Source organism: Streptomyces canus, from assembly GCF_030816965.1.
Classification (GTDB): Bacteria; Actinomycetota; Actinomycetes; order Streptomycetales; family Streptomycetaceae; genus Streptomyces; species Streptomyces canus_E.
Genome location: NZ_JAUSYQ010000002.1, coordinates 210,502 through 235,876, shown reverse-complemented (window position 1 = coordinate 235,876; position 25,375 = coordinate 210,502). Strand labels below are relative to the sequence as shown.

Here is a 25,375-nt window from a genome sequence, read left to right as displayed (position 1 = left end):
GGGTGTAGGGGGCCACGGTTAGGATGTGGTGCAACGTGACTCCCTGCACTGAGGAAGCCGCACATGTTCAGCACAGCAGCCGGGGCCCTCCAGGGGCCGAACCGAGCCCCCGCGCGATGATCGGCCGGGACGCGGAGCTGCGCATCCTGCGCGGGCTGCTGGCGGACGCGGCGGACGGACGCGGCAGTGCGCTGTTGATCCACGGCACCGCCGGTCTCGGTAAGTCGGCTCTGCTGCGCTCGGTCGGTGCCGAGGGCACCGAGGGCGGTTTCAAGGTGCTGAGCGCAGCCGGTGTGGAGACCGAGCTGTGGCTGCCGTTCGCGGCTCTGCAACTGCTGCTGCAACCGGTCGCCGACGGCATCGGGAAGCTGCCGTCTCCGCACCGCAGCGCGCTGGTCGACGCCTTCAGCGCCACCCAGATCGAGCCCCATATCTTCCGGGTCGCGCTCGCCGTGCTCGAACTGCTCACCGACGAGGCCGACCGGCAACCGCTCCTGCTGCTCGTCGACGACCTGCAGTGGATCGATTCGCCGAGCCGGGACGTCCTCAGATTCGTCGTCCGGCGCACCCGCGATCTTCCCGTACTGGTCGTGGCGGCGTCCCGGGTTCACTCTCCCGACTCCTACGCCCCGAGCGCGCAGCCGGACCTTCACCTGCAACCGCTCGGCCGGTCCGCCGCCGCCGAACTGCTCGACGCGGGTGCACCGGACCTGTCGGCGCCGCTGCGGGCCCTCATCCTGGAGCGCGCCGCGGGCAACCCGCTGGCCCTGGTCGAGCTGCCCAAGACGGTGCAGGACATCGCATCGCAGCTGGACGATCTGCCGCTGACCCAGCGGCTGGAGGACGCGTTCGCCGCGCGTACGGACTCGGCGAGCCCGGGGTGCCGAGCGCTCCTGTTGGCCCTGGCCACCGAGCCCAGCGCACCACTGAACCGGTTGCTGGACGTGTCGAGTCGTCTGACGGGCACCAAAGTTTCCGTGGACGCGGTGCAGGAGGCGGTCGACGCGGGCCTGGTCGGTCTGGTCGGCCGTAGCCTCGAGTTCCGGCATCCGCTGATGCGCTCGGCGATCTACACCCGTGCCACGGTCGCCGACCGGCTGGCCACCCACCGCGCCATCGCCGTGGCCATGGCCGACACCCCCGAGCGCCGGCTCCTCCACCTGGCGGCCGCGACGCTCGGCCCGGACGAGGAACTCGCCGCCAGGCTGGAACGTTTCGCCGACACCGCGCTGGCCCGGGGCAAGGTGGCCTCCGCCGTGCCGGCCCTGCGCCAGGCGGCCGAGCTCGTCCAGGACCCGCGCCGCAGGACCGAGATCCTCGTCCGGGCGGTCGAGTCGGCCAGCGAGATCAATGACCGGGTGCACACCCAGCTGTTGCTGGACCGGGCCGACATGAGCGAACTCGGCCCGCTGGAGCGGGCCCGCCTCATGGTCGTCTCCGACAAGGCGGCGTTCGAACCCGACGAGCCGCACCGCCGGATCGAGGACATGGTGACCACAGCGGCCGGCGCGTTCGACGCGGGCGGCGTGCAGGTCGCCGAGAACCTGCTGTGGCGGGCGGCCGCCCGGTGCTTCTTCCAGGACGGCGACGCACGGGTGCGCACGCTGGCCGCGGCCGAGCTGGACCGATGGAACCCCGATCCGGATGCTCCCGTCGTGCTGACGGTACGGGCGTACACCGAACCGTTCCGGTACGGCGCCGAGGTGATCGCACGGCTCGGCAGCCTCCGGCCGGACCGCCTGGACGGCCGGATCATGCATTTCCTCGGCAGCGGCGCGATGGTCCTGGGCGACGCCACCCTCGCCGCCCGGTACCTGTCACTGGCGGCCGCGGCGTGGCGGTCGCAGGGCAGGCTCGGGCTGCTCGCCCGGTCACTTGCGGGCAGTTGGCCGCGGGTGTACCTCGGTCAGCTCGATCGGGCCCGCGAGGAGTCCGGCGAGGGACTCGCACTGGCCGAGGAGACCGAGGAGTGGATCGTCTGGCTGGGGGTGAAGGCGACAGAGAGTCTGGTGGCGGCGCTGCGCGGAGAGACCGAGGCCGCGGAGCGGACGCTCGGCGAACTGCGCGCCCACCGGTTGTTCCCGGGCATGCCGTTCGCCGCCGTCATGGCGCAGCAGGTAGAGGGCCTGCTCGCGCTCTTCGACGGCCGCGCGGCCGAGGCGTACGACGCACTCGCGCGCGCGTTCGATCCGACGGACCCCCATTACCACTCGGTCAGCCGCTGGCTGCTCGCACCGGACCTGGCGGACGCCGCAGTGGCCGCGGGTACCGTGCAGCGGGCCCGGGAACTACTGGATGGACTCCCCGAGCTGGCCGCCCGACTGCCCTCGGAAATGATGGTGGTGGCCCACGTCTACACCGAGGCGGTGCTGGCGCCGGACGACACGGCGGAGGAGCACTACACCGCGGCGCTGGCCGCGTTGCCCGCCGGCTGGGCCCTGGCCCGGGCCCGGCTGCACCTGCACCACGGCCGTCGGCTGCGTCGGCAACGGCACAACGTCGAAGCCCGGAATCCGCTGCGCAGCGCCCGCGACGAGTTCGACCGGGTCGGCGCGCTGCCCTGGGCCGAGATGGCTCGCGAGCAGTTGCGTGCCGCCGGCGAGTCGAGCGGCCGACGGCACGCGAACACCAGCGACCGGCTGTCGGCCCAGGAGATGCAGATCGCCGTGCTCGCGTCGCGCGGACTGAGCAACCGGGAGATCGGCCAGCGCCTGTTCATCTCGCACCGCACCGTCGGAGCCCACCTGTACCGCATCTATCCCCGCCTCGGCATCACCAGCCGGGGCAAGCTCGCTGCCGCGCTCGCCGCACTCCAGGACGGGCCCCCGGCGAGCGACTCGTCAGGCGCCGACGTCGATTGACAACACGTAGTCACCCGCTTGTTCGACTCTTGGCTGCACGGCGGGCAGAAGCGCGTCCCCTGACCGGCACCGTCACAGGGCGGGTGAGCCTGCTCAGCCGTTCTGCGGGCCCGCAGGCGAGCCGACTCGTCATGGTCGATCACGAGCACGGCGATCAGCAGACGGATTACCATACTCAGTGAACATTCCTGACAAGGGAGCTGCCATGGCGAGGCGCGGTGCACGGGCCGGGCTTCTCGGCAGGGAGAGCGAATGCAAGGCCCTCGACGATCTCGTGGCAGGTGCCAGAGCCGGGCGCAGCGGTGTCCTTGTCCTGCGCGGTGAGCCCGGGATCGGCAAGACCGAGCTGCTGAGACATCTCCTCGGTCGTGCCACCGGATGTCGCACCATCAGAGCGGCCGGCGTCCAGTCCGAGATGGAACTCTCCTACGCCGGCCTGCACCAGCTCTGCGCTCCTCTGCTCACCGGACTCGACCAGCTGCCCGAGCCTCAGCGTGATGCGCTCGCCACGGCTTTCGGTCTGCGCGCCGGCGCCGCGCCCGACCGGTTCCTTGTGGGTCTGGCCACACTGAGTCTCATCGCGGACGCCGGCGGTGACCAGCCACTGGTCTGCATCGTCGACGACGCGCAATGGCTGGACAAGGCGTCCGCGATGACCTTGGAGTTCGTGGCCCGCCGACTGCTCGCAGAATCGGTTGTGCTCGCCTTCGCCGTCCGTGAACCCAGTGCCGGCCATACGTTCGGCAGCCTTCCCGAGCTGTCCCTCACGGGGCTGACCGAGCGTGACTCCCGGACACTGCTCCACTCGGTCGTCACCGGTCCGCTGGATGAACGGGTGCGCGACCGCATCCTCGCCGAGTCGCGCGGCAACCCGCTGGCCCTGCTCGAGCTGCCGCGCGGGTTGACCGCGGCGGAGATGGCCGCAGGGCTCGGGCGTCCGGACGCATGGCCGTTGTCGAGCCAGATCGAGCAGGGGTTCCTCCGCCGCGTTCAGGCGCTTCCGCCCGAGACCCGACGCCTGCTGTTCATCGCCGCCGCGGAACCGCTGGGCGACGTGACACTGCTGAGGCGTGCGGCCGGCCGCCTCGGCATCGACGCCGACATCGCCGTGTCGCACGAAGGCGCGGCGGACCTGATCACACTCGGCACCCGGGTGCGGTTCCGGCACCCGCTGGTGCGCTCGGCGGCCTATCGAGCGGCGGGCCCGAGCGAACGTCGAGAGGTGCACAGGGCGCTGGCCGACGTCACCGATGCCCGGCTCGACCCCGACCGCCGGGCCTGGCACCTCGCCGACGCCGCCTGGGGGCCGGACGAGACAGTGGCCGCCGCGCTGGAGCGCTCCGCGGGCCGGGCCCACGCACGCGGCGGCATCGCCGCGGCCGCCGCCTTCCTCCAGCGTGCGACCGCGCTGACACAGGATCCCGCGCGACGCGCACAGCGCGCGTTGGACGCAGCACAGGCGAAACTCCACGCCGGGGCGTTCGAGCCGGCCGTCACCCTCCTCGCCACGGCGGCGGCCGGACCCCTCGACGAACTGGGCCGAGCGCGGATCGAGGTGCTGCGCGCCGGGATCGCGTTCGCCCAGAACCGCGGCGGCGAGGCCCCGCAGCTGCTGCTCGCCGCCGCTCGCCGGTTCGGCCGGCTCGACGATGTCGCACTCGCTCGTGAGACCTACCTGGACGCCATGGCGGCGGCGATATTCGCCGGCCGCCTGGCGCGCGGCCCAGGACTGCTGGAGGTGGCCGAGGCCGCCCGTGAGGCTCCGCCGGCCCGGCAGCCACAGGTGTCCGACCTGGTGCTGGACGCCCTCGCCGTGCGAGTCGCCGACGGTTACCCAGCCTCGGTGTCGATGATGGAGCACGCACTCGAAGCACTCTGCGACGAGCGGCTCCCCGTACAGGAGCAGCTGCGCCGGCTCTGGCTCGCGTCCGTCATCGCCTCGGAGCTGTGGGACGACGAGCGCTGGCACGCGGCTGCGACCCGTCATGTGACGGTCACCCGCGAGGCCGGAGCGCTCAGCGCTCTCCCCGACGCACTCGACTCCCGCGCCTTCGTGCACCTCATCGCCGGGGAACTGGCGGCGGCCGAGTCGTTGATCGAGGAGATCGAGGCGGTGTGCGCGGCAACCGGCAACAGCAACCCGGGACGTGTGGGCCCCCTCGGCCTGGCCGTCTGGCGTGGTCGCGAGGGAGAGGCCCGTACGTTGATCGACGCGGCCCTGGCCGAGGCGGTGCCGCGGGGCCAGGGGGCCATGGTCACCGTCACACGCTGGTACGAGGCGGTGCTCTGCAACGGGCTCGGCCAGTACGCGCAGGCGCTGGCCGCGGCCCGGGAGGCAGCGGCCGGGCAGCGGGAGTTCTCCTCGCCGCGATGGGGTCTGGTCGAGCTGATCGAGGCGGCCGTGCGGAGCGGCTCACCCGAGTCGGCCACCGACGCGCTGGAGCAGCTCTCGGAGGTGACGCGAGCCTGCGGCACCGACTGGGCGCTGGGCGTGGAAGCGCGCTCACGGGCGCTGCTCAGCGAGGGCGACTCCGCGGAGCGGCTCTACCGTGAGGCGATCGAGCGGCTCGCCCGGACCCGGGTCCGCATGGAACTCGCCCGTGCGCATCTGCTGTACGGGGAGTGGTTGCGCCGCGAGAACCGCCGCGGTGACGCCCGGGCCCAACTGGACGTCGCACACGAGATGTTCAGCCGGTTCGGGGCGGAGGCGTTCGCCGAACGCGCGCGAGGCGAGTTGCAGGCGACGGGGGCGAAGGTCCGCACCCACGCGGTCGCGACGCCCACGGCTCTCACCTCGCAGGAGGCGCAGATCGCCCGACTCGCCGGGCAAGGGCTCACGAACCCCGAGATCGGCGCCCAGTTGTTCATCAGCCGGCACACAGTCGAGTGGCACCTGCGCAAGGTGTTCTCGAAGCTCAGCATCTCTTCCCGCCGGGAGATCCGTGCCATCCAGTTCGAAGACGAGGCGACACCGGCCTGATCCGCGACTGGAGCCACCCCCGAAATCCGAGACCTGCACGGGCCGGGCGGGAACGTGATCCTTGGCCTTGAGGCGCGAGGCGCCGGAGTCCTCTGCGTCTTCGGGGGTGGCGGTCAGGCCGGGCGCTTCTGGCTCTTGATGTAGTCCTTGACGATGCTCAGGAGTGCGCAGCCGCAGGGACACTGCGAAATGTCACAGAAGCTTGGGGTGCCTGGTCATCTCTTCAAACGGCTGTGTGAGCCGAGGAATGTGTGACAGCCGCCGTTCGCGCGTTCCGTTCGGACCTATGGGCGCAGCACGAGGACGCACTGGCCCAGCGGACCCACCTGTGCGTGTCGCACCCCACGAACTGACATGGAGGCAACAATGTTCGAGCACCGGACAGAGGCTGAGATGAGGCTGTACTCCGAGAAGATGGCCAGCGAACTCGCCCTGAAGAGGCGGCAGAAGGAGAGGGACGTCACGAACGACCCCACCGAGAAGACAGGCGCAGTGAGCGGCGGCAGCACCGAGAACGATGACGTCGTCGAGACGCCGTCTGGGGCTGGCGAGACGCCCGTGACCACGGGAACGACGGTCACCGTTGACCCGGAGTGAGCAGACCGAACAAGCCACCATGGGAGGACCCCGTCGTCTTGCTGATGCGCCACCCTCCGCTCGGCTGCCGTGCAACGCGCCGGGGGGCTTCATGAGGTCGGGTTGAGCAACTTCCAGTGGCCCTCGGAGACCACTTCGACGGCGCCGTCGGCTACCTTGATGGCGGTCTGCTCGTCTATGGCGTACGCGGGCCGCCCGATCTGAGCCGCCCATCGTTCTGCCGCGGCCATGGTGTTCTCCGGGCAAGCCGGGTGATCCAGGTGCGGGAAGATCGAGAAATCAACCAGTCCCAGCGTGCTGTCGTCGCCGGTGGGCGGCCTCCAGCCCACAAAGTCCTGCCCGACGCGGGGGGTCATCACCATGCTCCCGGCGCTGAGTCCCACATAGACCGTGTCGGGCAGCGACGGCAGCAGATCAGCCAGCCCGGACTCCCGCATCCAGTGGCACAGGTACAGCGCGTCACCGCCATTGACCAGCAGGACGTCGGCTTCCCGGACCCAAGAGACCCAGTGCGCCTTCTCGAGGCTGGGCAGCGCGGTAAGTTCCAGCACGCCCACCGACTTCCACCCCAGATCGGTCATGGGGTGGGGGGATCGTCCGCTGATGAATCGCCACGGGCCGCCCGGGTCGGCGTCCGGGGCCCCGTACCCCGCAGTGGGGATGCACAGGGCGCTGCACTCGGCGATGGGCTTACCCAGGAGGGATACCAGCGCAGCCTGGATGCTCCCGTTCTTGATACCGGAGTCCGTGAGGAGAAGCTTCATCATGTCCCTCCCGAGGAAATATGAACAGATTCCGGGTCAGGCGCTGAAGTCGACCACGGGTTTCGGGCCACGACGCAGCGGATCAAGTCCAGGTCGACCATGGTGACCTGCGCGGTCCACCAGGCATCGCGGGGAAAGAGCATGATCCGCGGCTCCTCAGTTGTGCAGACAGGGCCCACATCGCCTTTGCTGTAGACCGTACCGACCTGCGCACCCAGCCGCACGCCTTGCTCGTCCTCGCGAGGACGGGCCATCGGACGGTGCCGATGCGGGCGGCCGTCGAACTTGCGCACCGAGACGAGAACCTCGCCAACGGTCATGATCAGGAGACTACTTGGCAGTCTTCCCCGGTGAACGGTCCCGGTCGGGCGCTAGTCGGCCTGTAGGACGAAGAACAGGAAGCAAAGGAAGCGCGGCTCGGCCGCGATGGCTTCGGGGAACAACTCGCGGGCGGCTGGATCCGGCTCCGGCTCGCTGATGACCGTGATCCGGAAACCGGCACCGGTGAACGCCTCGATCATCGCGTGCAGCGGCCTGTGCCAGATCCTCATCAGGGCGGTATGGCCGCCCATGGTCCACTCTTCGGTCCAGTTGGTGGTGTCGAAGTACTGGTACTCCGCCTCGCGGTCGGCCCGGCGGTGCATGAGGTCGATGGCAAAGGGATGGTCGACGGACGCGATCAGCCGACCGCCGGGCTTGAGTACCCGTCGCAACTCGGCCAGTGCCGGCCCCCAGCCCTCCAGGTAGTGCAGCACCAGGGAGGCGACTACATGTCGAACGTGTCATCAGAGTAGGGAAGCGGGCTGCCCAGTTCGGCCACCTGCAGGTCCGCACCGTCGCCGAGCCGCCGCCGGGCCAGCTCCAGCATCCCGGCACTCGCGTCGAAGCCGCTCACCAAGCCGCCACGGTCGCGCAGCGCCGCGAACAGGGGACCGGAGCCGCAGCCGGCGTCGAGGATCCGCCGGCCGGCCACATCTCCGGCGAGGGCCAGCATCGCGGGCCGCTCGTAGGAGGCGTTGATGAGGTTGGTTTCGATTTCGGCCGCGTACGCCTCGGCGAAGCTGTTGTAGTCGTTGACCTTCGGCGGATCCACAGTCTCCGCTGACGGCACGGTGAGCACGGTGGAACTCGCCTGCTCTTGGCGCTCGTTGGAGATCATGGTGCGGGAGACGTGTGCTGCATCAGTTCGGTTCCTGGCCGCTCCCGATCGTGCTCACAGCCTTGAAGATCCAACGGCCACCGTTACGTCATGTCGGCCTCAGGAGGAGTACTGGGGTCGCATCAGTGATGCCAGAGGAATCGAGATGGTCCGGAGAGCGAGAGCCGCTCCACTTGCCGCCTCACAACTGTGACGTCGCATGAGCGGCACCGAGATCGAGATCACCGTAGAGCTGGTCCGCGACCTGCCGCAGGAGCAACGTCCAGACCTTGCGGGGCCTGGCCATCCGCGAGTCGCCCACTGAGAAGGCATCAGCCCTGGCTCCTGCTCATGAAGTGAAGTCGGCGAGGTACGCCAGCCCCGCGAGTAGTCCTGCGTAGGCCAGGACCAGCAGCAGACTGCAGAAGATCAGGACCCAACCGGTCACGATACCGAGCAACGCGACGCCGCGGTCGCGGCCGCCCAGGTGCTTGCCCCGACGGCGGCCGAGGTGTCCGGCGGGGACCGCGACAACACCAAACACGAACACCAGAAACGTGTACCAACCGCCGTACAGCAGCCACAACATCGGCGTCATGAAGATGCCCACGATCAGACCGACGCCCAGAGAGGCGGCCCAGATGCTGATCCGAGCAGGCGTGTTGCGAGCAGCGCCCGCCGCAGCGGTGTCCTGAGTAGCTTCGGTCACGTTGGATTCCCCCTGGTTGGTACCGGCGAGCCACTCTACGAGAACGGCCTGCCTGAGTGAGCTTCTTTCATCCTGCCTATTCGCAGGTGAGGAAGGTGTGGACTGCTGCGACCATTCTGCCGATGCGGCGGACTTCAGGCGGGCGAAGGCGCGTTCGCCTGGAGCGCGGAGACGGGCGTGGTCGCGGTTGTACTGGAGTGTGCGGTGGCCGTAGTAGGGAGTGCGGACGGTGGCGCCGGCGCCTTGGTAGGCGCGATCGGTTCCTTGATCCACTGCGTTCAGGGGACCAGGAAGGCGGCGGGTGCCAGGAATGGACCGGCGAGAGGCTGGAGCCCTCCTGCGCCTGCCGCTGTGTACGGCGGTGCTGCCGCTGGAGTCAGTTGAGCTGGACGCCTTCCGGCGTCGTCACCGGCGCGACACGTTCTGGTGCGGGCTGCTGATCAAGGGTGCGGCCTGCAGCTGACGGCCAAGCTGTGCCGCTGACAGCGCCACTGGCCCAAGGTCCCGGCCCCCGTTCCGCCCTCCGTTGACGGGTTGCGCAGGACCACAGGAGACGCCGAGGCGCGTTCGGCAGCCCGCTATGGGCGCCGTGCGTTGAGGCGGATCCGAATAGAGCTCCGCCTGCCCGCACGGCACGCCACGTCGCTCCTGACGGCCCTGCTCGCCCGCCCCTGTGACCTGCAACCGCAAGGTGAAAACGCTCGGTGCGAGCTGTGCCTAAAGGTGATCGCGCCGACCCGCCCAGCCTGGTACCGGGTCGAGCCGTCCGTTGACGTCGACTAGATACTGAGTGTAGATACTGAGGTATGACTGTCCCTCTGGCACTCCTCGGACTCCTTGAACGGGAGTCGAGCCACGGCTACGACCTCAAGCGCGACTACGACACCTATTTCGGCCGGGGCAAACCGCTGCCCGCCGGGCAGGTCTACTCGACCCTGGGGCGCCTCGCCCGTGACGGGAAGGTCGAGGTCGGCGAGACCGGACCCGGGTCGGGGCCGGACCGGAAGCGCTACGTGATCACCGAGCTGGGGGTCACGCAGGTCGAGAGCTGGCTGACCGAGCCGGTCGCGGGCGAACCGCACCTGCAGACGGTGCTGTTCACCAAGGTCGTACTGGCGGTGCTGCTGGATCGCGACCCCCGCGTGTACCTCGACATCCAGCGAGCCGCCCACATGGAGCGGATGCGGGAGCTGACCGAACTGCGCCGCACCGGCAGCACGATCGACTCACTGCTGGCCGATCACGGTGTATTCCACCTGGAGGCCGATCTGCGGTGGATGGATCAGACCGTGGCACGGCTCGCCGCTCTGACAGCGGAGGTGCGCTCATGAGTCCGGACGATGGCTTCCTCGTGGAAGCGCGGGATGCTGTCCTGTCGTTCGGGCAGACGCCCGCGCTGCAGGGTGCGAACCTCTGCGCCCGTGCGGGCGAGATCCTTGCAGTCACCGGCCCGAGTGGCTCCGGCAAGTCCACGCTGTTGCACTGCCTGGCCGGGATCCTCGTACCCGACTCCGGCGAGATCTGGTTCGACGGCCGCCGCATCGACACCCAGGGCGAGCCCGAACGCAGCACGCTGCGCCGGGACCGGTTCGGCTTCGTCTTCCAGTTCGGTCAGCTCGTCCCCGAGCTGACCGCCGAGGAGAACGTCGCCCTGCCGCTCCTGCTCGCCAAGTCCCGCAGGGCGAGCGCGCTGGCCGAGGCCCGATCGTGGTTCGGGCGGCTCGGCCTGGAGGGCCTCGAGGGGCGCCGGTCCGGCGAACTCTCCGGCGGCCAGGCGCAGCGTGTCGCCCTGGCCCGCGCCCTGGTCTCCCGGCCCGAGGTGCTGTTCGCCGACGAGCCGACCGGCTCGCTCGACTCGCTCACCGGCGAGCACGTGATGGACCTGCTGGTGGCCTCCGTACGGGAGGAGGGCACCACCGTCGTCCTCGTCACCCACGAGCCGCGGGTGGCCGCCTACGCGAACCGCGAAGTCATCGTCCGCGACGGCAAGGTGACGCCGCTGTTCGTCGAACGGCTCACCTCGTGATCCGCCTCGGCCTGCGCCTCACCGTGAGCGGTGGCAGGGAGGCCGCCGCCCGCCTGGCCGTCATCGTGGCCGCCGTCGCCCTCGGGGTCGGACTGCTGCTGAGCATCCTGGCGGCCATCAACGCCACCGCCACCCAGAACAGCCGCAACGCCTGGCTCAACACCGGCTCTGGCACGAGCACCTCGAGTCAGTCGGCGGCGCAGGCGGACACCGATCCGCTGTGGTGGCTGCTCAGGGCGGACCACTTCGACGGCAAAACCATCGGCCGCGTCGATGTCGCGGCCACCGGCCCGAACTCCCCGGTCCCACCTGGCCTTTCACGCCTTCCCGGGCCGGGCGAGTTCTACGCGTCACCGGCCCTCAGCAGGCTTCTGCACTCCACCCCGGCCGCCGAACTCGCCGACCGCTACCCCGGCCGCCAGATCGGCACGGTCGGCGACGCGGCGCTCCCAGGTCCCGACTCCCTGGTCGTCGTCGTTGGCCACCGTCCGGGCCAGCTCGCGAAGCAGCACGACGCCACCCGGGTCACCTCGATCACCACCGTCGCCCCCAGCAGCTGCAACGGCACGAACTGCACGGTGAGGGCGGGCATCGACGACAACGGCATCAAGCTCATCCTCTCAGTGGCGGGCACTGCCTTGATCTTCCCCGTGCTCATCCTCATCGGCACGGCCACCCGGCTGGCAGCCGCCCGCCGTGAACAGCGCTTCGCCGCCATGCGCCTGGTGGGTGCCACGCCCCGGCAGGTCTCCATGATTTCGGCCGTCGAATCGACGGTCGCCGCGGTCATCGGCACGGTCGTCGGCTTCGGCCTCTTCTACGTGTTCCGTACGCAGCTGGCCTTGGTCGACCTCACGAGTACGCCGTACTTCGCCGACGACCTCACGCTGCGGACCGGCGACATCCTGCTCGTCGCCGTCGCCGTCCCCGTGGGGGCCGCCATCGCCGCCCGGATCGCCCTGCGCCGCGTGCAGGTCTCCCCGCTCGGGGTCACCCGGCGCATCACGCCACGCCCGCCGCGGGCCTACCGGCTGATCCCCCTGGCCGTCGGCATCGCCGAACTCTCGTACACCATCGGCCGGGTGCCCAGGAGCACCAACGGGCAGATCTGGGTCTTCGTCCCGGGAATCCTGCTGGTCCTGACCGGACTCGTCATCGCCGGCCCCTGGCTGACCATGGCCGGGGCACGCCTGCTGGCCCGGCAGACCAGCCGCGCCGCGCTGCTCGTCGCGGGCCGGCGGCTCGCGGACGACCCGAAGGCCGGCTTCCGCGCGGTCAGCGGGCTGGTCCTCGCCCTGTGCGTCACCAGCGCGGCCGTCGGGATCATCGGCTCGCTGAACGCCGAGCGCAGCATCCCGCAGGCTGACCGGGCGGTCGCCGGCGCCTTGGACGCCAACTACGTACAGGGCTTCGACTCCGCTACCGGGCGTCAGATCGGCGGCGTGGCCCCGCTCTCCAAGGCTGCGCTCGGCGACCTGAACTCCGTACCGGGTGTCACAGGCGTTCTGATGATCCACACGAACCCGCTCGGCACCACGGACCCTGCCTATCACGGCCCCCGAGGTACCGGGAGCCCGCCGATCGCCGGCCTGGCCTCGTGCACGGAGCTCGCGAGGATGCCCGCCCACGGATCATGCGCCGCAGGAGCCCAAGCGGCGTCGGTCACCCAGAACTACGGCAGCTTCGGCACCTACTACTGGCAGCACTGGCCCGCGGCATGGCCCGCCGTCGACATCTCCGCCCAGCGCCTCGCACGCCTCCCGGTGCAGGAGATCGTCGTGGCCACCAACGGGTCGACGTCGGCGATCGAACGGGCGCGCACCATCCTCGCGAACACGTATCCCGACCGCGACGTCCCTTGGACCGTCCGCGAGGTCCATGCCGAAAGTGGCGCACAGCTCGCCGGATACCAGCAACTGGCCAACGTGGTCATCCTGGTCAGCTTCCCCATCGCCGGATGCAGCCTGGCGGTGAGCGTGGCCGGGGGGCTGCGCGACCGCAAGCGCCCCTTCAGCCTGCTGCGACTGACGGGCACACAGCTCGGGGTGCTGCGGCGGGTGGTGCTTCTGGAGAGCGCGGTCCCGCTCCTGGTGGTCGCCGTGGTGGCGATCGGCATGGGCTTCCTGGCTGCCCAGCTGTTCGTACAGGCACAGTTCAGCTACTCGATCCGGGCACCGGGAATCCAGTACTACGCCATCGTGTTCACCGGGCTCGTCGCCTCACTGGGGGTCATCGCATCCACGATGCCGCTGCTCAGGCGGATCACGGGACCCGAAACGGCACGCAACGAATAGCAGGAACAGCGACGGCTCGGACCGGCCTACCCCAGCCCGTCCGAACCGTTCGCCGTTCAGGGTGGCCTGGATCGCAAGCTCATCGCTGTGCGTCCTGCGACGTCGACCCGGCCACATCGCGTGCACCGACAGCATCCGCGACACGTGGTGCCGTCGGTGCATCTCGGGGACAGACTGCCTGTCGACGTGGGCGACCACGGCCGCGCACGACCATGTGAAGGTGCCCCCGTGAGATCCCATACCGGAGCCACATCATCGATGGATGTCTCGCTGAAACCGGCCTCGCCTTGACGACATCACGCCAACAACGTCAGTAACCAGCGGCGTCAGGTGACCGGGTAATCCGCGGGTGGGAGCGCGTGACGAGAGAGCGTCCGTACGCACATCTTCGCTCTCAGCTCTGCCTTGTTCGAGACCGGACTCCATGGCCGGGTACGGTCGGCGGGGCCGGCGAGAGCCTGGTCCACGGACCGTCAACGGCGGCGCGCCGTTGTGCCCGACGAGGGCCCCCGGCCCACCCTGCCGGCCGAGCCGGACGACGATGAGCGCCGCATCTGACGACAGAGTCCTGGCATCGAGGTCAGCCCAGGGGGACCCGTGCGACGCCGCTGACTCCTCACCGGCACGGTTTGGAGGGGACGCTGCTGCGTTCCCATGGGAGTTGACCGCTGCCCTCCGGTGCGGCGTACGCCTCCACGACAGCGCGCGGTGAACGCGGCGCAGCCCGGATGAACCGTCCGGGCTGCGCGGTTTCATCCGGACGAGCGCGCGTGCCCGCGTGTGAGGAGGAGATCAGCACATCGCGCTCGAAGGTCAGTCGGAGAGGTGGTAACGGTTGCAGCTGTAGAAGAAGAGGGTCTTCCGGTCGCTCGTCGTCGGATCCCAGACGTTGGTGCACAGAGTGCCCGCGTCACAGACGTATGTGGACCCCGGAGGCCCGTGCTCGGTCCGGACTGCCGGAGACGTCGTCGGCGAAGCGCCGCACGCAGCCTTGGCCGACACCGACACTGCCGGCCCTACTGTCCCGGGCGCCGGAGGGAGCGCGACGATCCGGGCGCCGGGCCCGTCGGAGGAGGGAACGGCGGCCGGCGCCGGCCCGCCGGTGGCGAACAGCGCCGCCGACAGACCAGCCAAGCGGTGCATCATGCTGGACGGCCACCGCGCCCAGCAGGTCGGACGGGGCTGGTGGGCGTAGTGGTTGGACGTCGGTCTCCTCGGCGGCATGGGTCGCCACCTGTACCTGCGGCAGCAGACGCCCCCTGGACCGTCCCCCCTTACGCAGATCGTGACGTTCACAGACCACGTCTTCCGCTATCCGAACAGCGCGGGCAGCGTCCGATGGCTGCGTGCGCGGGAACGGGCTCCGGCGGTGCGGTGGGGTGTGATGCAGAACACCGTGCGTGTGCGCAAGCGTGTTCGGTACGTACTTCGGGGGGATTACGCCTGGTCAGAGCGCCACGGAGGGTGACTAGCGGCGCTTGTTGAAGGTTGCACAGTGCCTGTGCGCGGGCACGCTGGGTGTCTTTTTCGAACGGGCGTGAGTGTTCCGCCGGGCAAATCACTTAGCTAGGACACAGGCCCAACGGCCTTTCGGCGCTGACGAGTTGGCGCCGGGTCCCTGATTGCCTCGATGGAGAGGATCTTTGCTCATGTCCCCTGCCGACAGGAGCCGGTCGTGAGGTACGACGACGCCCCGGAGGGCGCCTCGCCGACGGAGCCCGGCGCCGGGCTCTCGCAGTCCATGTTCGTCCCCCTGGACCTGGAAGTGGACTTCGAGGCCTTCTACCTCGGTCACCACGAGGTCTTCCATGCGTACGCGGAAGTCCACTTCGGTAACCGGGAGACCGCGGAAGAGGTCATCCACGAGGTCTTCCTGGAGATCCACGCAGGCTGGTCGCAGCTGCTGAGCGCGGGCAACCTCGAACAGGGCGCGTGGGCGATCGTGCGACGGATCGTCCACAACCGCCTCGATGCGGAGGGGCGGGGGCCGGCGTTCGTCATCAACGGCCCCATCGCCCAGGCCCTCGACACGGCGCTGGTCACGGCCCGCGACAAGCTCCAGAAGATGGAGTCCACCAGCGGACTGTACGAGGCGATCGCCGAACTCCCGGACCGCCAGTTCGAGGTGATCGTGCTGCGCTACGTGCTTGGCTACCCGACCGCCAAGGTCGCCTGGTACATCGGCATCGACGACCGCACCGTCGGCCACCACCTGCGCCGCGCCAAGGAACGCCTGCGCCTCAAGCTCGGTCTGCCCGAGACCCCCAAGAAGTCCAAGCACAAGGGAGTGGGAGCGTGAGCACCACCATCAACGACCTCCTGGAAGGCGCCCGGCTTCCGGTCGCCCCGCGCAGCGGCGCCGACGTCGCCGCGGGGCTGCGCCGGCTGGCCGCCGACGCCTCCCGCCGGACCCCCACCACCGAGGTCACCCGCGCCGCCCAGGCCGGACAGCGCCTCGCGGTGGTGTGCCGGTGGGTCCTCAACGAACCCGACGCCGCCGCCCACGTCGCGAAGATCGCCGAAGGCCCGGACCGCGGCCCGTTGACCGAGGACGAACTCGATGTCGACGGCGCCCTCGTCTATGCCTGCCTGCTGTCCCTGACCAGGCACCCTGAGTCCGCCCAGTTCTGGTGGCAGCTCGCCGCCGGCGCCGGCAGCCGCGCCGCCGCATACTGCCTGCACCTGCACCACCTGTGCCTGGGCGAATCCCGCCGGGCACGGCACTGGTTCCACCAGCTCACCCACTCCATGGCCGACACCGCCCCGCCGGACGCCGCCTTCCTCGACGGCCTGGAGATCTTCGCCCGCTACGTGCGCGCCAACGGATCCGGCGCACACGGGCCCACTGGCCGCCTGGAGAGCGAGGTCGACCGGCTCGCCGCCCGCACCCCGCACTCCTCCGTGATCGTCGCCCGGCCCGACCGCCAACTCGTGGCCCGCCTCCAGGAGTTCACCGAAGGCCGCTGATCCGCGGGTCCAGGGACGACACAGCGAAGGGGAGTCCTTGACCGGCCACCGGTTCCGAGGCCACCGGCCGGACGGACTCCCCGTCAGGACGCCATCCAGAAAGGACGTCTGCCATGAACCCCAGCCCCCGCAAGCCCCGCACGGGCCGGGAACGGCTGATCGCCGCCGGGAAGTGGATCGCGCGACGGCGGCGCACCGCTCTCGCACATCTGCTCCGCGGCGCCTGTTACGGCGCCGGGACGGGAGCGGTCGGCCTGATCTTCATGTGGATGGAACGCCAACTCTGAGCGGTGCGGACCAGCCCACCGGGCGGGCTGGTCCTGTGCGGCAGGGAGTGCACAGAGAGGGTTGCCGACGACGCCGAGGGCGACGTTGGACGTGGGGCAGACGTCGAGGACCATGCCTTCCGCAGCCAGGCGGGCACGAAGAGCCGGGTCCTCGATCGCTCGCACGCCGTGGGCGATTCGTCGGGCGCCGGGTACGCCGCGTGCGGCGTGCACGATCACCGAGCAGCCCATGAACGATCGTTACTCCAGCCCACCAGGTCGTCATCGACGCCGACACCCGTCCGGGTGGGGCGTCCGCCCGTCAACTAGGGGCACCGGTGCGGAAGATCCGGTTCAGGTGGTGGTCCAGGACGGCGATGGCGGAGTCCGGGCTGCGCTGGCCGACGAGGATGCTGGTTCCGAGTCCGGCAGACATGGCAAGCAGGCCGGCTGCCTCCAACTGTGCGTCCACACCGGGTTTGAGCAGGGCTGCCTCCTGCGCCTGCCGGAGGAGCTGGGTCACCGCGTCTTCTGCGGCGTCCGGGTCCTTGATGAAGGGTTGGGCGGCGAGTGCCGGGTCGGTCACGGCCAGAACGGCGTACGAGGTGTAGACGAAGTGGAAGGTGCGGCTGTCCTCGTCGGTCGGCAGCGCGGTCATCAGCAGCGCCTCGATCTTTTCCCGCGGACCGGGACTGTCCCCGGCGGCTTGCACACGGGCGGAGGCCCGTTCCCCGAACCGCTCCGTCAGGTGCTGCAGTCCGAAGAGCAGCAGCTTCTCCTTGGTCTCGAAGTAGTACTGCACCAGCCGCAGCGACACGCCCGCCTCTGCTGCCACATCGCGCATGCCCACGGCATGCAGTCCGCGTCGCCCGGCGACCCGGACCAGTGCCTCGGCGATCTCGGTGCGCCGTTCTGCGTGGTCCACGCGCTTGGGCATCGGCCGTTTCTCCGCTCGTCGTTCCACTGTTGAGGTCCCAAGGGGACCTTGATGATACAGCCGTACCAACGCTGTGGTACGTTCGTATCACGAAAATGAGATCCGGAGGTGCCCGTGTCCGAGACTGCTGTCCGTGCCCGAGCCGACATAGGCCGCTACGTGAGCGATGCCTGGCGCGACCGCTACTTCGCGGCCTGCGACGCGGTCTACGCACTGGGCGCACCCGCGCTCGCGGAACAGGACGTGGAGACGTCCTTCGGCACCACGCATGTCTATCGCTACGGCCCGGAGGACGAGGCCGCTCGATCCCGCACCCCCGTCGTCCTGGTGCACGGGGCGGGCTCGTGCTCCGCCATGTGGTACCCGAACACTCGCGCCCTCAGCGCCGACCGCCCGGTCTACGCGATCGACACCCCGGGTGACCCCGGCCGCAGCGTGCAGCGCGAATCGATCCACCAACCCGAGCGCGCCGCACAGTGGCTGGACGAGACCCTCACCGGACTCGGCCTCGACCGCGTGCATCTCGTGGGCACCTCCTACGGCGGATGGCTCACCCTGAACCAAGCGCACCGCAAGCCCGGTCGTCTCGCCTCGGTCACGCTGCTCGACCCCGGCGGCCTGGAGAAAGTGGGGCTGCGCTTCTTCGTCTGGATCTTCGCCAGCCTCTTCGCGACCTTGGCGCCCAAGGCGCTGCGCCCGCGGTTGGCTGCCTGGCTCGAACAGCCGGTCCTCGTCATGCCGGAACTGCTCACGATGATCAGAACGGCCGGCCGCGCCTACCGCATACGCCGCCCGGCTCCACTTCCCCTGTCCGAGGAGGAGCTGTCCACCATCCGGACTCCGCTCTATCTCGTGCTCGGCAAGCGAAGCCTCCTCGTGCACCCGCAGCGGCAGGCGGAGCGTGTGCCGCGCCTGGTCCCCGGCGCCCGAGCCGAGATCATCTCTGACACAGGCCACGGGCCGCAGATTGACCACGCGGAGGAGATCAACCGCAGAATGCTGAACTTCATGGCCTCCGTTGACTGACAGCCGCCCCCGGCGACGGGGCCAGGACGGTGCGGTGGGATGGACCGGCAGCGCCCGGACTGCAGGATCGTTTCTTGAGGGGAGGCCTCTGTCATGCGAGTGGGGACCCTTGAGGACCCCCACTTGGCAGCCTGAACCTGAAGCTGCGTCAGCTCATGATCGATGGTGGCAACTTGGTGTCTATGCGGCGGATGCGGGCGGCCGGGCAGGTGTCGGCAGCGCCAGCACCCTGCCACGCGGGCCCGCAGCCGACATTGGCGTCAGATACCCAGCCGCCCGCGGTTTCGGCGCGGTGGGAGTAGGTCGCGCCAGGCGGTAGAGGTCCTTGTCCACCAAGGCAGGTGGCTCGTCCTCGTCCGGTCCGGCAGGCGGATCGGAGCACCCTCGTTGGCGGCCTGGCAGACGTAAGGACTGTACGCCCTGCAGACACTTTTCCAACTCCCGCTCATCCTCACCGCACGCCCCCGGCTGCCGGTCGGGCGGGATACCGTCCTGCCACACGTTCAGGTGACGACCACGCACCTGAGCAGTCAGGTACCGCCCTCTCGGCGCCTCGGCCTCCACTGCGACCGCGCCACCTCACATCACGGCATTACCGCGCGACGTCACGGCTTGCGGGCGAGCCCGCCGTGTTCGGCGATGGCCGGCTGTCTCAGGAAGTGCCGCTCGGGATCACGCAGTTCTTCGGCTGTACCTTGCCGGTGGGCCAGCCCAGGCCGACGAACTTCAGGGTCCCGCTGGCGCCCTGGCCCGGGTTCAGTTCGACTACCGCAACCGGCTTGTCGTACGGATTCCCGCCGCTGGTCAGGCAGATCAGGCCACTCGTGCCCCTCACCCGGTGCACCGACTGGAGTTTCGACCACTCCTGGCGGACGTCCGCGAGGCTGGGCGTCTGCTCGGCGTCGTTGCCCTGTACCTCGTGCAGGGCCGTGCCGATGGTGACGAGGCCGTCGTAGACGAGCATGGTGCGGGAGTCCTCCAGGTTCGGGGTGGAGCCGAGGTCTGTGCTTGCCTTGTTCGTGCTCTGGATCAGGTCGTTGAGGGCGTCCAGGGCGGCCTTGGGCTCCGTGAGGTACTGGGGGAGTTCGTTCGCGGTGGGCTCGCGGTGGTGGGTCGCCTTCCACCGCTTGGTCCAGGCGGCCAGTTCGGTGTCCCAGGCGGTCGGGTGCGCGGGGGCGGCGTACTGGACCGTCACCTTCGCCCTGCCGGCGTCGCCGCGTAGCTGCGCCCAGTCCTTCTCGGACATGGCCTGTCGCAGCGAGGCGGCGTCGGAGCCGCTGACCAGGGTGAAGTGCCGGTCGGCACAGGTCTGTTTGGCGAGGGTGAGCGCGAAGATCCGCAGGTGCAGTGTGCGTCCAGCGAAGTAGACGGTGTCGGCCGCGGAACCGCAGATGTTGTTGGCGATCTGCTCGAACTGGCTGCCGGTCGAGCCGGCCTCGTCGATCCCCGGGGATTCGAAGGGCATATCGGCGGGACCTGCCGGACCCGTCTCCTTGATCCCCCGGAACGCGCGCGCCAGCGAATCGTCGTAGGCGTCCGGGCGGGTGTCGTAGACCAGCACCGTCCTGGCGTTCTCCCGGCCGCGCTCGCCGTTGAAGTTGGCCAGGGCCTCGGCCGCGCTGCCGTTGGTGGGGATGATCCGGGCCAGGCCGGGGAATCGTTGCTTCTCCCCGTCGACGTTCGCGATCCCGTCTCCGCTGATCCGGGAGGCGAGCACCGGGACGCCGCTGTCCGTCAGACGTTCCACGGCTTTCTCGGTGGCGTCGAGAGTGAGGTTGAAGCCCGTGACGGCCCGCAGCTTGTCCTTGTCGGAGCGGGCCATGTCGAGCAGCGTGCTCACGACCTTGTCCTGATGGCCGTAGTTCAGTCCGGAGTTGGCCAGCACCAGCCGGATCTTGGGCACTTGGCCCTCGCCCGAGTTGGCCTGCCGCTGTCCCAGATACGCGCCCTGGAGATCGCTGCGCATCTGCCGCCGCAGCCCCACCGTGTCCGACTGGAGGGGCATCATCATCGCCACAGTGACGTGGGGCTGGTTCGCGATCCTCTTGTTCTCCTCCGAGATGGCCCTGGCCACGGCGCTGATCTCCGGTGTGCCGAAGTCGTAGCCCGCACCGTCGACGCCGATGCACTCGCCGCCGATCTTCTCGATGCCGTCGTGGCAGGTGTCCGGCTTCTGGAGGGCGGGAACGCCGTATACGCCGACGGCCACGAGCACCGCCACGCCTGCCAGCGCGTAGAGGATCTTTCCCCACCTGGGCAGTCTGTTCCACCCGGGTGGTTTCAAGCTGGGCATCCCCGTCTACTCCCTTCGGCCGAGCTGATCGGTGCAGTCGCAGCGGAGCAACGGCTGCTCGTTCGCGGCCAGTTGGCTCCACGCGGTGGCTGTAGGGCCGAGTTCTCCGGCGCCGTCGAAGTCCATGGTCGACAGCTGCCTCAGCAACTGCTCCAGCGTGCGGGCCATTTCGCCCCCGGTCGGCCTGGTGCGCTCCTCGCACAGCCACACGGCGTGCAGCAGTTGGTCGACGGTGCGGCGCAGCGGGGGACCGGCTACCTGTACCAGACCCTGGGCGCGCTTGCGGCGCTCGTCCGCCCCGCCCGGATACGGCGCCTGGGCGATCTCCAGCAGTTCCTCGCACCACTGACGGGGGCGGCCGGGGAGGGTGGCGACGAGGTGGCGGACCACGTCGTCGACGCCGCCGGAGACGAGGTGGTGGTTCATCCGGTGGGTCGTCGCCGAATGGAACGCACCGCCGCTCGGCTCGCTCACGGCGTAGTGGTCGCGCAGCAGATGGTGGTCGGCGTACCAGGCGGCACCGTCGCGCTCCAGCCCGTACAGCCGGTGCACCAGCAGTTGGCGCAGGCCGAAGTCCCCGATGAAGTGCCGCTTGCAGCTGGGCCACCCGGTGTCGTTGAGCAGCCGCGCGACCTCATGTGCCGTCAGGCGCAGGACACGGCCTGCCTGGTGATGGCGCAGCAGGACGTCCGCGCACTCCAGATCGTGCGCCACCGACAGGTGGGTGAGGAGATCGAGCCACTGGTCATGGTGCTCGGCCGGCAGCCGCACCGGCAGCTGGTCGAGGACCAGCTCCTGAAGCAGTACGTCCGTCACCGGCCGTTCGGGGCTGCCGTCGAGTTGGTGCAGCGTGGCGTCCAGGATGGCCCGGTCGTTGGCGTCCGTCTCCATCCGGTGGTCGGCGGCAGCGGTGGCCAGCCGGATCACCGTGTGCGGCCGTCCACCGCTCAGCTGGGCGACGGCAGCGGTGATACGGCGGCGATGCGTACCGCCCTCCCGCTCCGCGCCCAGCTGTATTCGCTCGGTCGCCCGGCGGAGCTGGTCACCGGTGAGGAAAGGCATCCGCAGCAGGAGCACCCCGGCGGACAGCGGGCCCCGGTCCTGCTCCGGGTCCCTGCGGCGGGACCAGGTGGCCGGCACCCCGTCGGCGGGCCGGAAGGCCGCCACCTCCCTCGGCGGCAGACCCCCGTGCAGGAAGGCGCCGCCGTCCGCCCGGCGCGCCGTGCCCACGATCACCACGCGGTCGCGCTGCCCGTCCCGGCGGTCGGCGAGCACGGCGCGCAGCAGCCGCTCGCCGAGCGGTTCTTCGGCGTGGTCCAGCAGCAGTCCCGGGCGGCCGATCCGGCCCAGCCAGCCCCCCAGCCCGCCGTACGCCGCCTCCAGATCCTCGCGCAGCGCCCGGAACAGGAAGCGCTCCGCGTCCCCCCGCCGCTCGCCGCCGGCCCGGAAATCGGCGGTGAGCGTGCGCAGCCCGTGCCTGACGTTGCCGACCGCGCCGGGGTACTCGCCGTAGATCCGGGTCAGTTCCGCCTCGCCCCGGGGCGTCAGGCGTTCGAAGAGGGCGTCGATCAGCGCGGTCAGCCCGGCGGCCCCGTACGGGCCGAGCACCGGTCCGGCCAGGACGGCCAGCATGTTCCGTACGGCTCCGAGGAGCGCGCCGCGCCAGAAGTCGCCGGTCCCCAGACCGCGCAGGCGCGGCTGCTGGATCAGCTCCTCGTACCGCTCAACCTCTGTGCTTATCGCCACACGGGTGCCGCCCGCAACGCCGGTCGCGATCACCGCCATGCCCGCGAAGAACCGCGGGAAGGTGAACGCGCCGCCCGTTCCCCGCCAGCTGTGCAGCAGCAGGGCGGCCTCGACCAGGGCCTCGGTCACCGCTGAGCGGGCACCGGGCTCGGGCCCGGCCTGGTCCGCGTACACCGGGTTGGCGCAGTTCAGACGGATCACCGGCACCTGCCGGGCGAAACGGTCGTGCACCGCCCGCAGCAGCCGCCCCTTGCCCATCCCCGGGCCGCCGGTGAGCAGTACCACGGGCAGGTCGGGGCCGTACAACAACTTGCGGTCGGAACCCGACGGCGACCGCCCTAACAGGCGTGCGAAGAAACCGTCCGCGTCGAGGAGTTTCTCGAAGCCCAAGTCCTCATACACGCATCTCCCCCGTGGATACCCTCCCGCCCGGGAGCGGGTGATCGATGTGGCGAATGGTCAGTGGAACACGAGACCGTCAGTCAGGACAACGGGTGTTATGTGAAGGGAAGTTGGTGGTGGGGTTCCAGGGTGCTGTATGTCGTTGTTTCATGGTGCGGTGGGGGTGCCTGCGCGCCGGAGGGTACAAGTACGGCCGTCCAGCGCGGAGTTGCGCCGTACGTGACGGTGTCGCCGCGGTCGGCTTCCTTCGCGTCCAGCGTTGGGAACGCCCCTGCCCGAGATCGCGCCGTCTGCGTGCCTCGCCGAACGCCCCGAGGCGGTGGCGGCTTGAGGACCGATGGGCCCCGGGCCCGGCAGCGCCTGCACGATCTGTCGGAGAGGACCGGGGCGACCGGGGCTTGTCCAGGGTCAGTCGGATGTCTGACGCAGGACCAGGCTGACGAAGCCCCACGTGTCCCGGTAGACGCGCAACCATTCGGTGCGGCGGGTCGTGGCTGTCTCAAGCACCTGCGAGCTGTCCGGGTCGGCGGGGTGGTCCAGGGCCCATGAGGCCAGTGACCCCCAGCAGGCCCACTCGTAGTCGTCCAGCTCACGACGCGTGCTGACATGCCCGTGGACGGGAGTCCACCCGTCGGCGACGACGCGGTCCAGGGTGGTCGCCAGGTCGGTGAAGTCCCCGAGCATCTCGACGGCCTCCTGTGACGGCTCACGTTCCCAGAAGCCCTCACCGATCAGGACGCGTCCGCCCGGAGCCAGGTGCTCACGCGCCGCCGCGAGGGTGGGCAACAGGCCGCCGAAGGCATGCGTGGCCCCGACGCTGAGTACCAGGTCGAACGAGTGCGGAGAACGGAAGTCCGCGGCCTCCTGGTGATGCAGTGCAAGGCGCGTTTGGAGGCCCAGACGGCTCGCGGCCTCGCGGGCCTGCTGAAGGGCGTCCTCGGAGATGTCGACGCCGTCGGCGTGCAGGTGCGGGTGCGCAGTCAGGGCGCGCAGAAGCCATTCCCCGCCGCCGCAACCCAGGTCGAGTACCCGCTCGTCGCCACGTGGGACGCCACGTTCCAGCAGCTGTCGCACCGAGTCGTCGTCGAGCGGGGACTTGATCGGGTGGTCGGCATGGGCGAGCCTGGAGATCTGTTCACGATTCACCGGCGCAGCTTGACAGCGCCGGAGGTCGCACGCACCTCGATTTCCTCTGCGGACTGGACGCCTGTCAGACACTCGTCGATCCACAGGTGGGGCTTTGGCTCTGCGCTCGAACGGGCCGGCGTGTCGGCCGAAGCTGGGCGATGCTCTGTTCGCGGTGCTGGAAGAGGAGCTGGGTAAGACGGTGTCCTATGTGGGCACTTCCCGAACGAGACCGCCACCTTGAAGTGCGTCTGCATGGCCATCATGAGTCTGGACCCCACCGGCAAGGGCCAGGCCCGCTGGACCATGCGCTGCAAGACCGCCCTGAACGCCTTCGACATCACCTTCGACGGCCGACTCTCCGCAGCCCGTCAGTAACCCCAACCACCCGCTGTGGGAACACCCTTTGGGTCCTGCAGAGGTTCGGCTCCCGGGCCTGGACGCTCTGGAAGTGATGCTCGCCGAGGATCCGGGCCGGCACGGAGGTCGTGTGCCGGCCCGGCTTCCGCCCGGTCAGGAGTGCGGTCGGATCGCGGTGACCTTCATCGAGACCGGCACCGGCGGAACGGTCTACGGCGTGTCGTGGACGAGGCCGAGTGCGGCCGTGCAGCGGCCTGGGGTCCGTGTCTCAGGAAGTGTCGCGTCGAGCGTGAGTCGCGGGGTGGCGACGGAGTGCGCAGGGACGGTGAGCGTGGTGGCCTCCTCGCGGAACCAGTCGGTGTCGTCGGCGCCCGTCTGACCGTAGCCGGGCAGGAGTTCGGTGGTGGTGACGGCATCGCTGTCGCCCCATCCGGTACTGCCGCCGATCTTGTACAGGCCGGCCGCCGTCGCGCCGCGGTACATGGGAGTGGTGTTGTCGGGGAGCCGATGCCAGGTGTGGGCGCCCAGGTGGCCGCGGTGATGTCCGCCGTGGCCTGGGTGGCGACGCAGCGCCGGTCAGCACCGATCGGCCGTTCGCGGTGGTGTACGCCGCGCCCCACACGCCGGTGGGCAGGGAGGCGAGCGGTGACCAGGTGTCGTCGGCCGGATCGTGGGAGTACACGTCGTCGACGGCGCCCGTGCCGGGCGACTGCCCACCGGCACACACGACGTGACCGTCCGGTCCGCCGCAGGCGAGGTAGGCGACGGCCGGCGGGTGCGGTGGCAGGCTCCGCCCCCTGGGGTGCGTCGTCAAGCGTGGGCCGACCCTGCGGAGAGGAGGTGACGGTGCGTCAACTCGGCCCGTGCAGGAGGGGAGCGGCATG

19 protein-coding genes and 5 pseudogenes are annotated in these 25,375 nt (G+C 69.9%); 12 read left to right on the top strand and 12 right to left on the bottom strand.

Annotation, left to right across the window (positions count from 1 at the left end):
* Positions 1-116: 116 nt before the first annotated feature.
* From QF027_RS01950 to QF027_RS01940, 3 genes are all read left to right on the top strand, one after another.
* On the top strand, positions 117-2,861 hold the full coding sequence (locus QF027_RS01950; RefSeq protein ID WP_306987082.1) for an ATP-binding protein: 2,745 nt from the start codon (positions 117-119) through the stop codon (positions 2,859-2,861).
* Positions 2,862-3,066: 205 nt separating this feature from the next.
* Positions 3,067-5,841, top strand: a complete 2,775-nt coding sequence (locus tag QF027_RS01945; RefSeq protein WP_307072222.1) for a helix-turn-helix transcriptional regulator — start codon at positions 3,067-3,069, stop codon at positions 5,839-5,841.
* A gap of 366 nt (positions 5,842-6,207) precedes the next feature.
* Entirely contained in the window at positions 6,208-6,438 is a 231-nt protein-coding gene (locus QF027_RS01940) for a hypothetical protein (protein ID WP_307072221.1), read from the top strand.
* Positions 6,439-6,527: 89 nt separating this feature from the next.
* Here the strand turns inward: QF027_RS01940 and QF027_RS01935 are convergent, their stop codons facing one another.
* From QF027_RS01935 to QF027_RS01915, 5 genes and pseudogenes are all read right to left on the bottom strand, one after another.
* On the bottom strand, positions 6,528-7,202 hold the full coding sequence (locus tag QF027_RS01935) for a Type 1 glutamine amidotransferase-like domain-containing protein (RefSeq protein ID WP_306987140.1): 675 nt from the start codon (positions 7,200-7,202) through the stop codon (positions 6,528-6,530).
* Positions 7,202-7,522, bottom strand: a complete 321-nt coding sequence (locus tag QF027_RS01930) for a hypothetical protein (RefSeq protein WP_307072220.1) — start codon at positions 7,520-7,522, stop codon at positions 7,202-7,204. Before QF027_RS01930 ends, QF027_RS01935 begins: the two co-directional genes overlap by 1 nt.
* 51 nt (positions 7,523-7,573) lie before the next feature.
* Positions 7,574-8,361, bottom strand: a pseudogene (locus tag QF027_RS01925) (class I SAM-dependent methyltransferase).
* 328 nt (positions 8,362-8,689) lie between these two features.
* Entirely contained in the window at positions 8,690-9,049 is a 360-nt protein-coding gene (locus QF027_RS01920; protein ID WP_306987074.1) for a hypothetical protein, read from the bottom strand.
* A 76-nt stretch (positions 9,050-9,125) separates the two neighbouring features.
* A pseudogene (locus QF027_RS01915) lies at positions 9,126-9,307 on the bottom strand (IS5/IS1182 family transposase); the annotation flags it as partial.
* Positions 9,308-9,359: 52 nt separating this feature from the next.
* On the opposite strand from QF027_RS01915, the gene QF027_RS01910 reads away from it, so the two are divergent.
* From QF027_RS01910 to QF027_RS01880, 7 genes are all read left to right on the top strand, one after another.
* A complete protein-coding gene (locus tag QF027_RS01910) occupies positions 9,360-9,512 on the top strand; it encodes a hypothetical protein (RefSeq protein WP_306987073.1) in 153 nt (50 codons plus the stop codon).
* Positions 9,513-9,855: 343 nt separating this feature from the next.
* Positions 9,856-10,380, top strand: a complete 525-nt coding sequence (locus QF027_RS01905) for a PadR family transcriptional regulator (protein ID WP_307072219.1) — start codon at positions 9,856-9,858, stop codon at positions 10,378-10,380.
* Complete coding sequence (locus tag QF027_RS01900) at positions 10,377-11,075, top strand: ABC transporter ATP-binding protein (protein WP_306987071.1); 699 nt, start codon at positions 10,377-10,379, stop codon at positions 11,073-11,075. Before QF027_RS01905 ends, QF027_RS01900 begins: the two co-directional genes overlap by 4 nt.
* Positions 11,072-13,369, top strand: coding sequence for an FtsX-like permease family protein (locus QF027_RS01895; protein WP_307072218.1), 2,298 nt, complete (start codon positions 11,072-11,074; stop codon positions 13,367-13,369). Before QF027_RS01900 ends, QF027_RS01895 begins: the two co-directional genes overlap by 4 nt.
* A 1,675-nt stretch (positions 13,370-15,044) precedes the next feature.
* The gene (locus QF027_RS01890) at positions 15,045-15,668 is read left to right on the top strand and encodes an RNA polymerase sigma factor (protein WP_306987068.1); all 624 of its coding nucleotides are present in this window, start codon (positions 15,045-15,047) and stop codon (positions 15,666-15,668) included.
* Positions 15,665-16,336, top strand: coding sequence for a hypothetical protein (locus QF027_RS01885; protein ID WP_307072217.1), 672 nt, complete (start codon positions 15,665-15,667; stop codon positions 16,334-16,336). The genes QF027_RS01890 and QF027_RS01885 overlap by 4 nt, the downstream gene beginning before the upstream one ends.
* 113 nt (positions 16,337-16,449) lie before the next feature.
* Positions 16,450-16,623 carry a hypothetical protein gene (locus QF027_RS01880; RefSeq protein ID WP_306987066.1) on the top strand — a complete coding sequence of 58 codons (174 nt, stop codon included), beginning with the start codon at positions 16,450-16,452 and terminating at the stop codon, positions 16,621-16,623.
* A 120-nt stretch (positions 16,624-16,743) separates the two neighbouring features.
* Here the strand turns inward: QF027_RS01880 and QF027_RS49495 are convergent.
* Together QF027_RS49495 and QF027_RS01870 are read right to left on the bottom strand one after the other, a co-directional pair.
* Positions 16,744-16,854: pseudogene (locus QF027_RS49495) on the bottom strand (hypothetical protein); the annotation flags it as partial.
* A gap of 70 nt (positions 16,855-16,924) precedes the next feature.
* The gene (locus QF027_RS01870; RefSeq protein WP_306987065.1) at positions 16,925-17,539 is read right to left on the bottom strand and encodes a TetR/AcrR family transcriptional regulator; all 615 of its coding nucleotides are present in this window, start codon (positions 17,537-17,539) and stop codon (positions 16,925-16,927) included.
* 114 nt (positions 17,540-17,653) lie between these two features.
* Here QF027_RS01870 and QF027_RS01865 point away from each other — a divergent pair, with 114 nt between their 5' ends.
* Positions 17,654-18,565, top strand: coding sequence for an alpha/beta fold hydrolase (locus QF027_RS01865; protein ID WP_307072216.1), 912 nt, complete (start codon positions 17,654-17,656; stop codon positions 18,563-18,565).
* A 652-nt stretch (positions 18,566-19,217) separates the two neighbouring features.
* Here QF027_RS01865 and QF027_RS01860 read toward each other — a convergent pair.
* The 3 genes from QF027_RS01860 to QF027_RS01850 form a co-directional block, all read right to left on the bottom strand.
* Positions 19,218-20,858: an amino acid ABC transporter substrate-binding protein gene (locus QF027_RS01860; protein ID WP_307072215.1), complete on the bottom strand. Its 1,641-nt coding sequence runs from the start codon at positions 20,856-20,858 to the stop codon at positions 19,218-19,220.
* Between the two features lie 6 nt (positions 20,859-20,864).
* A complete protein-coding gene (locus QF027_RS01855; protein WP_307072214.1) occupies positions 20,865-23,006 on the bottom strand; it encodes a hypothetical protein in 2,142 nt (713 codons plus the stop codon).
* A gap of 408 nt (positions 23,007-23,414) precedes the next feature.
* Entirely contained in the window at positions 23,415-24,152 is a 738-nt protein-coding gene (locus QF027_RS01850; protein WP_307072213.1) for an SAM-dependent methyltransferase, read from the bottom strand.
* Positions 24,153-24,344: 192 nt separating this feature from the next.
* On the opposite strand from QF027_RS01850, the pseudogene QF027_RS01845 reads away from it, so the two are divergent.
* A pseudogene (locus QF027_RS01845) lies at positions 24,345-24,509 on the top strand (IS256 family transposase); the annotation flags it as partial.
* Positions 24,510-24,701: 192 nt separating this feature from the next.
* Here the strand turns inward: QF027_RS01845 and QF027_RS01840 are convergent.
* Complete coding sequence (locus tag QF027_RS01840) at positions 24,702-24,974, bottom strand: hypothetical protein (RefSeq protein ID WP_306987060.1); 273 nt, start codon at positions 24,972-24,974, stop codon at positions 24,702-24,704.
* A gap of 157 nt (positions 24,975-25,131) precedes the next feature.
* A pseudogene (locus QF027_RS49490) lies at positions 25,132-25,374 on the bottom strand (hypothetical protein); the annotation flags it as partial.
* Between the last annotated feature and the right edge of the window lies 1 nt (position 25,375).